Genomic DNA, 8,516 nt, shown 5'->3' on the forward strand with positions numbered 1-8,516 from the left:
GCCTGTTCCAGTGCCAAAGCGTCTTGCGATTGAAGGGAGCTACCACGAATCACAAAGACGCGTCGAACCAAAGAGCTGGAGCAAAAAACGTTCAGCCATGGGCGTGCCTTGCTCCAGTGCTGGCATGGGCCAGTCCGTCACTTGAACACTGTCCAGTGGTTGATCGACGTTAACGCTGGGCAGCAATCTGCCTGCATCGTAAACGCAGTATGAAGACAAGCCTGCGGAAGGAATGGAGAAAATGGTGGAAAAGGCTCGTGCGCAACGCGCTTTGGTGACCGGCGCCGCCAAGCGTATCGGTCGGAGCATCGCGCTTGGGCTGGCCCAGGCCGGATATGATGTCGCGCTCCATTGCAATCGTTCGCGCGCGGAAGCGGAGGATGCGGCGGCGCAAATTGCGGCCATGGGACGCAGGACCTGTATCGTCGTGGGTGATCTGGCCGCGGGTGACAAGGTAAGTGCAATCGTCGAGGAGGCGCGCGCCGGCATCGGCGTCCTCGATCTGCTGGTGAATTCGGCCTCGATGTTCGAGCCCGACGGCATCGGCAGTCTCCAGGCGCAGATCTGGAACCGGCAATTCGCCGTCAACGCCCAGGCCCCGATCTTTCTCGCCCAGGCCTTTGCGGCCCAGGTCGACCCGCTTGCCTACGACCCCTCCATCGTCAATCTGATCGACCAGCGCGTGCTGCATCCCCGGCCGGACTATGTGTCCTATTATCTCAGCAAATCCGTGCTGCATGTCGCCACGCAGACCCTGGCCCAGGCCCTGGCGCCGCATATCCGAGTCAACGGCATCGGACCCGGCCCAACCCTGCAGGCCGCCTCGCAGACACCCGAGGAATTCGCGGCCGAGGCGGCCGGCACGCCGCTCGGCCATGGCAGTGCCGTGGAGGATATCGTGGAGGCCGTGCTCTATCTGGCCCGTGCGCGTAGCGTCAGCGGCCAGATGATCGCCGTCGATGGCGGCCAGCATCTGGCCTGGACTGAGTAAATCCGGGCGGAACAGCCCGCGGCAGGCCGAGGATGGTAGCAATTTCACCGGTGTTTTGCGTGCCCTCTCGCCAGCGCGCTTCCCGCGTCCTATTTATCAGCCATGATCGACTCGCCTGCTCCCGCCGAAACCGAGGAAGCCTCCTCCTCCGTCGACCTTGCCTTCGACGAGAAAGCCGTGCCGTCTTCGCTGCGGGCGGGAACCGCGGTCATCCATGCCTTCTGGAAGACGTTGCCCAATGCGCCGGGGGTCTATCGCATGATCGATGCGGAAGGCACGGTGCTCTATGTCGGCAAGGCGCATTCGCTCAAGAAGCGGGTGGCGAGCTATGCCCGTGGCATTGCGCCGACGGCGCGTATCGCCCGCATGATCGCCGAGACGGCGGCGATGGAGTTCGTCACCACCCAGACGGAAACCGAAGCCCTGCTGCTTGAGATCAACCTAATCAAGAGCCTGAAGCCGCGTTTCAACGTGCTGCTGCGCGACGACAAGTCCTTTCCCTATATCCTGCTGACGGGTGACCATCCTGCACCCCAACTGACCAAGCATCGCGGCGCGCGCACGCGCAAGGGTGATTATTTCGGCCCCTTCGCCAGCGTCCTGGCCGTCAACCGCACGATGAATGCCCTGGAGCGTGCCTTTCTCATCCGATCCTGTACGGATTCGGTGTTCTCCACCCGCACGCGCCCCTGTTTGCTGCACCAGATCAAGCGCTGCTCGGCTCCCTGTACCGGCGAGATCTCCATCGAGGATTATGCCGGCCTGGTCAGCGAGGCGCGCGCCTTCCTGACCGGCAAGTCCAAGGCCATCAAGGAAGCGATGGCGCATGAAATGGAGCAAGCCGCCGAGACCCTGGAGTTCGAGCGCGCCGCCCGTTATCGCGACAGGCTCGCGGCACTTTCGGCCATCCAGTCGACGCAGGGCATCAATCCGCGTTCGATCGAGGAAGCGGACGTCTTTGCCGTGCACGAGCAGGCCGGCCAGTTCTGCATCGAGGTCTTCTTCTTCCGCACCGGCCAGAACTGGGGCAACCGGGCCTATTTTCCCAAGGCCGACCGTACGCTCAGCGAGGCCGAAGTGCTCGATGCCTTTCTCGGCCAGTTCTACGACGACAAGCCGGTGCCCAAGCTCGTGCTGCTTTCGCATGAGGTCGAGGGCGGGGAGATCCTGCGTGAGGCGCTGTCGCTGCGGGCCGGCCATCGTATCGAGATCGCGACGCCGAAGCGGGGAGAGAAGCGCGATCTCGTCGAACATGCCCTCACCAATGCCCGCGAGGCCCTCGGGCGGCGCCTGGCCGAATCCTCCTCGCAGCTCAAACTGCTGGAAGGTGTCGCCGAGGCCTTCAGCCTCGAGGAGGCGCCGCGCCGCATCGAGGTCTATGACAACTCCCACATCATGGGCACCAACGCCGTTGGCGGCATGATCGTGGCTGGACGCGAAGGCTTCGCCAAGACGCATTATCGCAAGTTCAACATCAAATCGACGGAGATCACGCCGGGCGACGATTACGGCATGATGCGCGAAGTGCTGGAACGACGCTTTTCCCGCCTGATCAAGGAGACACCCAAGGACGAGCCGGGCGAGGCGGCGGAGCCGGACGATGTCGTGATGCCGACCTGGCCCGACCTCGTGCTCATCGACGGCGGTGCCGGCCAGTTGCAGGTGGCTCGCGAGGTTTTCGCCGACCTCGGTGTCGAGGATGTCGCGCTGGTCGGCGTCGCCAAGGGTGTCGATCGCGATGCCGGCCGGGAGACCTTCATCGTCGAGGGCAAGCCCCCCTTCAAGCTCGCCCCGCGCGATCCCGTGCTCTATTTCGTGCAGCGCCTGCGTGACGAAGCCCACCGCTTCGCCATCGGTGCCCATCGCCAGAAGCGCTCCAAATCGCTGAAGGAAGGAGGGCTCCAGGAAATCGGCGGCATCGGCCCGCAGCGCAAACGTGCGCTGCTGCGGCATTTCGGCACTCTCAAGGCGATCGAACGGGCTTCGATGGCCGATCTCGAAGGCTGTCCGGGCATCGATCAGGCGACCGCCCGCAAGGTCTACGACTTCTTCCACGACAAGGCATCTTAAACCCGGTTGACGGCGCGGCCCGCGCCATGTTCCTTCAAGCCATGACATCACCTGCGCCCACCAAGCGGACCTCACCGCTCTCCCTGCCGAACATCCTCACCTATGGCCGGATCGCGGCGGTGCCGGTGGTCGTGGCCTGCCTGTTCTGGCCGGAGGTCATCTGGGTACGCTGGGTCGCCTTCGGGGCGTTCGCGCTGGCGGCGGTGACGGACTATTTCGATGGCTATCTTGCCAGGGCCTGGGGGCAGCAATCTTCGCTCGGACGCATGCTCGATCCGATCGCCGACAAGCTCTTGGTATCGTCCTGCCTGCTCATGCTGGCGGCGACGGGAACCATTACCACCGACAATTTGTCCGTGTGGGCGGCGATCGTCATCCTGTGCCGCGAGATCCTGGTTTCCGGCTTGAGGGAGTTCCTGGCCGAATTGCGGGTTTCCGTGCCGGTAACGCGGCTGGCCAAATGGAAGACCACCGTCCAGCTCCTGGCGATCGGTTTCCTGCTGGCGGGGCCCGCCGGCGATGCCGTCCTGCCGGGCTGTACCATCATCGGCCTGGTGCTGCTGTGGGTTTCGGCTGTGGTGACGCTCTATACGGGGTATGATTACTTCCGCAGCGGCGTGCAGCATCTCCTCGAAGATGCGTAATAAGGCTGGAGGACGCGCGATGAAGCTGATCTATTTCGCCTGGCTGCGCGAGCGCATCGGCGTGCCGGAAGAGGAAGTCGACCTGCCGGCCGAGGTCAGGACGGTCGAGGATCTGATGCAGTTCCTGTCCGAGCGCAGCGAAGCCCATGCCCACGCCTTCGAGAACCGCAAGATCGTGCGGGCGGCGATCGATCGGCGCCATGTCAAGCCGGCCGCACCGATTGCCGGTGCGGGTGAGGTTGCCTTCTTCCCGCCCATGACGGGCGGCTGAGCCGGCGGGAGCTGATACGGTGAGCGTTCGTCTGCAGCGCGAGGATTTCGACGTTTCGGCCGAGGTTGCCGCCTTGTCCCGCGGGCGGACCGATATCGGTGCCGTGGTCAATTTCATCGGCATCTGCCGGGCGGGGCCGGACGACGACCGTATCAGCGCCATGACGCTCGATCATTATCCCGAGATGGCCCAGGCCGAGCTCGAGCGGATCGAGGCGGAAGCGCGCGAGCGCTGGCCCCTGCAGGGCGTTGCCATCATCCATCGCCATGGCAGGCTGGTGCCGGGCGACAATATCGTGCTGGTGGTGACGGCCTCGATGCATCGCCAGGCTGCCTTCGAGGCTGCTTCCTTCCTGATGGACTATCTCAAGACCCGCGCCCCCTTCTGGAAGAAGGAAGAGCGTGCCTCCGGCACCGGCTGGGTCGCCGCCAAGGACGAGGACGACGCAGCCGTGGCGCGCTGGGCAACGAAGAAGCCTTGATGCGGTTCCCCTGATGCGTTCCCTTGGCGACAGACTTGGCCGCTTCCGGCGTGCCATTGCCGCCGTTGCGATGGACAGGAGAGATTTTCATGCCGGATGGATTGAGAAAGCTCGCGGGCGCCGCAGCGGTGGCGACCTTGCTATGCGGCGTCGCAGGAGCGGCCTCGGCCGATTCGGAACTGCGGCGTGCCCTGTCCCACGTTCCTGCCAAGGTCGCGATGGATCGCAACGGCATTGCCGCCAGCTTTGTCGGTCTGTCGGAATTACGCAAGCTCTATGCAGGGGATCCCGCCGCGATGCGGCTGCGGGTAAATTTGGGCGGCAGCGACACGGCAAAGGCATTCTTTTACAGCGACGAAGCGTCCTGGAAAGATAGTACCGGCTTGAAGCACGACGACATTGCCAGCTTTACTGAATATGGCACACCGCCACGGGCCGTCGTCATCTGGCGCTTCACGGAGCCCGCCATATCCGCTCCTTTCGTGGAGGGGCTCGCCAAGCGCGGCTTCAGCCAGGTCAACGGCATATGGCGCAATGGTGAGCCGATGAAGCTCGATTTCACCAAACGCAGCGTCACCAATCCTTTTTTCGGTCCTCTGGGGCGGGCATCGATGTTGGCGCCCTTCGCCAGTGGCGTGGCGCAATCGCCCGACCCCGGGGCTGCTGCCGAGGCAGGCGCCGTTTCAGTTAAGACCAGCCTCGCCGGTCTGGCGCCGGTTGAGGCCGCCCTCGATGCCATCGAGAAGGTGGCCGCCCAAGGCTCGGTCCTGCAGGCGATCGTGCTCACCCCGGCGATCTGGATGCAGGGGGACGATGTGCTGGACATGATGGCGACCTCACCCACGGTCGACAAGAAAGCGCTGGCGGACAAGATGGCTGAGCGGGCGAAGAGGCCGCCCACGCCCGTGTCCCTCGGTGTGGTGATCGCCGATGTCGAGACGAAGGAGCCGGCAGGCAGTGGCGTGGTGATCGCGCTGCCCTATGGCGATTGCGACACCGCCAGGGAGGGGGCGAGGATCTTTGCCGACAAGTGGAAGAATGCCGCCGGCCGGGATGGCCAGACCGGCGCCCAGCGGACCGGTCGGGAACCCGCGGTGACGGTGCATCAGGGAAAGGAGGCCTGTGTGGCCTTGCTCTCGCTGATGGGAGCGCCCGATGCCGAACGCGGCAATTCCGTTCTACGCTATATCACCGGCGCGATCTGGCAGCGCGATTTCAAGGCACTTCAGGGCGGATAGACTCGCAGGAAACAATGCAGCGAGCTCTCCACCGAGACGGCGAAGCGCTGCAGAAGCGAAATACACAGATTTTACTTTGTGTAAGGCCTCCTGAAGCGTTGCTCGATTCGCGGATTAATTGAAACGAAACCAGAATCTGTACAAATTGTCGCAGGCGGTCATCTTTCCAGCAACCAGCCGCCACTGAAAGTGGAAGTCGACAATGGAACAGATTCTTATCAACCTGGTAGCGGGCGCGCTCGGCGGCGCCGGCTCCGGCAAGGCTCTGCCGCAATTCGACATGGGCAATATCGGCAACATCATCGCCGGCCTGGTCGGCGGCGGCGTGCTCGGCCAGATCATCACCGCCGTTTGGCCGTCCGTGGCGGCCTCCATGCAGTCGGGGAATTTCGACATCGGCTCGATCGTCACCAACGTCATCGGTGGCGGTGCCGGTGGCGCGATCCTTCAGGTCATCGTCGGCGTGATCAAGAATTCGATGAGCAAATAGTCGCTGCGACCGGGCGGTACGACAGCTGCGTCATCGTGAGCATGATGAAGCGGTCTGGTTTCCCACGGCGGGGGACCGGACTGCTTCACGTCATCCGTGATGATCGATGCGTTCTCAGCGGGCCAGCGCCGAGGCGATATGGCTGGCATCCGCGTTCAGTGCGCTGCCGAGCAGCCAGACACCGATAATCAGGGCGAGACCGGCAAGCAGACCGGTGACGACATCGATCGTCACTCCAGCTATGTCGCCTTCTTCAAATCCGTCCTTCGCTGTAAACAATCCCGCCAAACGCATCGTACTGACTCCAACTCACCTTTCATTGTAACGCGGCGCAGTTAACGCCTCGTCTCTACTTGTAAGACTTATTGCGACTTTTCGGTGTTTATGTAGTGTCGAAATGCACGCCGTGGGCATGTTATTCGGCATTGCTGCTATGGGCGTGGAGCATAGCGGCGGCAGGCTCCGCCAGGAGCCTTAACCATTTGTTATTGCTTAATTTTTCGTGAAGGGTGGTGCGTGCCTGGCAGCAGGCCGTTCAGCCGCGCAGGAAGAGGCGATAGGCGTCGTTGGCGCTCTCGTCCTCATAGGGGTAGCCGAGCTCTCCCAAACGTTCGAAAAGGCGCGGCCGATCAGCCTCGGGAACCTGGATTCCAACCAACACGCGGCCATAATCGGCGCCGTGATTGCGGTAGTGGAACAGGGTGATGTTCCAGTCGAAGCCGACACCGTCGAGAAAGCGGAGCAGGGCGCCGGGACGTTCGGGAAACTCGAAGCGCAGCACCAATTCGTCCGTGAGACCGGGCGCCCGTCCTCCCACCATGTAGCGCACATGCAGCTTGGCGGTCTCGTCGGCGCTGATGTCGACGACGCCATAGCCGAGCCGCTCGAGCTGACCGACGATCTCGCTCTTCTGGCGCTTGGCATCGGCCAGCTTCAGGCCGACGAAGACATGGGCCTGGCTGCCGCCGGCATAGCGATAGTTGAACTCGGTGACGATGCGGTTGCCCAGCACGTCGATGAAGCGGCGATAGCTGCCCGTCTCCTCTGGGATGGTGACGGCGAGCAGGATCTCGCGAGCCTCGCCCACCTCGGCGCGTTCGGCGACATGCCGCAGGCGGTCGAAATTGAGGTTGGCGCCGCTGTTGACGGCGATCAGCGCGCCGCTTCTCTCAGGATTTGCCTGGGCATAGGCCTTCAGGCCTGCCAACGACAGGGCGCCGGCCGGTTCGGACAGCACCCGCATGTCCTCGAAAATGTCCTTGATTGCGGCGCACATGGCGTCGGTGTCGGCGACCAGGACGTCGTCCAGCAGTTCCCGGCAGATCCGGAAGGTCTCTTCACCTGCCTGGCGTACCGCGACACCGTCGGCGAACAGGCCGACACGATCAAGCACCACCCGCTCGTCGGCCTCGATGGCCGCCTTCATCGAGGCGGCGTCGACGGGCTCGACACCGATCACCTTCGTCTCCGGACGCAGGAACTTGACGTAGGAGGCGATGCCGGCGGCCAGGCCGCCGCCGCCGATCGGCACGAAAACCGCCTCGATCGGGTCGGGATGCTGGTGCAGGATCTCGACGCCCACGGTGCCCTGGCCGGCGATGACGTCACCATCGTCATAGGGATGCACGAAGGTGAGGCCGTGCTCGCGTTCGAGTTCCCTGGCATGGGCGTAGGCTTCGTCGAAGACGTCGCCCTTGAGCACGACCTTGCCGCCCCAATAGCGCACGGCGTCGACCTTGATGCGCGGGGTGGTGATCGGCATGACGATGGTGGCGGCGATGCCGAGTTTCGTTGCCGAAAGGGCGACGCCCTGGGCGTGGTTGCCGGCCGAAGCGCAGATCACGCCGGCGGCCTTGGCCTCCTGCGACAGGCGTGCGATGCGGTTATAGGCGCCACGGATCTTGAAGGAGAAGATCGGCTGGAGATCCTCGCGCTTGAGCAGGATTTCCGCATTCAGGCGCTGGCTGAGCCGCACCATCGGGTCCAGGGGCGTTCTCTGGGCCACGTCATAGACACGGGCATCGAGGATTCGGCGGACATATTCGATCACAACGCACCTGACTGTCGAAAGAGGGGAGCTGTTGAGCGCTCCCATGTAGAAAAGCCTGTCTGCTTCCATCTTTGAGGCGTTCGCATGGCGCTGTCACGTTTGATTTGCGCGCGCTGGCGGAGATAATGTCGCGCCCTTGCCCTCCTGAGACCTCATCATGGCCTGCCTGATCCGTCTGTTCTTCCTTGCCGCTGTCGTTCTGGCAGGCGCGTTGCCGGCCGGCGCAGCCCAGAAGGCGGCTCTGGTGATCGGCAACAGCGCCTATCGCTCGGTGACGCCTT

Annotated in this window: 9 protein-coding genes; 7 read left to right on the forward strand and 2 right to left on the reverse strand. The window is 63.4% G+C overall.

The window, feature by feature from the left end; genetic code table 11:
- Window positions 1-241 precede the first annotated feature (241 nt).
- The 7 genes from QM672_RS03790 (at window position 242) to QM672_RS03820 (ending at window position 6,185) form a co-directional block, all read left to right on the forward strand.
- Window positions 242-991, forward strand: coding sequence for an SDR family oxidoreductase (locus QM672_RS03790; protein WP_311942403.1), 750 nt, complete (start codon window positions 242-244; stop codon window positions 989-991).
- Between the two features lie 102 nt (window positions 992-1,093).
- A complete protein-coding gene (gene uvrC, locus QM672_RS03795) occupies window positions 1,094-3,061 on the forward strand; it encodes an excinuclease ABC subunit UvrC (RefSeq protein ID WP_415080710.1) in 1,968 nt (655 codons plus the stop codon).
- Window positions 3,062-3,102: 41 nt separating this feature from the next.
- Window positions 3,103-3,705 carry a CDP-diacylglycerol--glycerol-3-phosphate 3-phosphatidyltransferase gene (gene pgsA, locus QM672_RS03800; RefSeq protein ID WP_068284733.1) on the forward strand — a complete coding sequence of 201 codons (603 nt, stop codon included), beginning with the start codon at window positions 3,103-3,105 and terminating at the stop codon, window positions 3,703-3,705.
- Window positions 3,706-3,724: 19 nt separating this feature from the next.
- Window positions 3,725-3,976: a molybdopterin converting factor subunit 1 gene (gene moaD, locus QM672_RS03805; protein WP_311942409.1), complete on the forward strand. Its 252-nt coding sequence runs from the start codon at window positions 3,725-3,727 to the stop codon at window positions 3,974-3,976.
- Between the two features lie 19 nt (window positions 3,977-3,995).
- Window positions 3,996-4,457, forward strand: coding sequence for a molybdenum cofactor biosynthesis protein MoaE (locus tag QM672_RS03810; RefSeq protein WP_415080713.1), 462 nt, complete (start codon window positions 3,996-3,998; stop codon window positions 4,455-4,457).
- Between the two features lie 89 nt (window positions 4,458-4,546).
- Window positions 4,547-5,695: a hypothetical protein gene (locus QM672_RS03815; protein WP_415080715.1), complete on the forward strand. Its 1,149-nt coding sequence runs from the start codon at window positions 4,547-4,549 to the stop codon at window positions 5,693-5,695.
- A 202-nt stretch (window positions 5,696-5,897) separates the two neighbouring features.
- Window positions 5,898-6,185 (forward strand): hypothetical protein, encoded by a 288-nt coding sequence (locus QM672_RS03820; protein WP_415080717.1) that lies wholly within the window; start codon window positions 5,898-5,900, stop codon window positions 6,183-6,185.
- Between the two features lie 114 nt (window positions 6,186-6,299).
- Here QM672_RS03820 and QM672_RS03825 read toward each other — a convergent pair whose 3' ends face one another.
- Both QM672_RS03825 and ilvA read right to left on the reverse strand, forming a co-directional pair.
- Window positions 6,300-6,479: a hypothetical protein gene (locus QM672_RS03825; RefSeq protein WP_415080719.1), complete on the reverse strand. Its 180-nt coding sequence runs from the start codon at window positions 6,477-6,479 to the stop codon at window positions 6,300-6,302.
- Between the two features lie 241 nt (window positions 6,480-6,720).
- Complete coding sequence (gene ilvA, locus QM672_RS03830; protein ID WP_415080721.1) at window positions 6,721-8,235, reverse strand: threonine ammonia-lyase, biosynthetic; 1,515 nt, start codon at window positions 8,233-8,235, stop codon at window positions 6,721-6,723.
- Window positions 8,236-8,516: the final 281 nt, after the last annotated feature.

The organism is Labrys sp. (in: a-proteobacteria) (assembly GCF_047605565.1).
GTDB classification, from domain to species: domain Bacteria; phylum Pseudomonadota; class Alphaproteobacteria; order Rhizobiales; family Labraceae; genus Labrys; species Labrys neptuniae.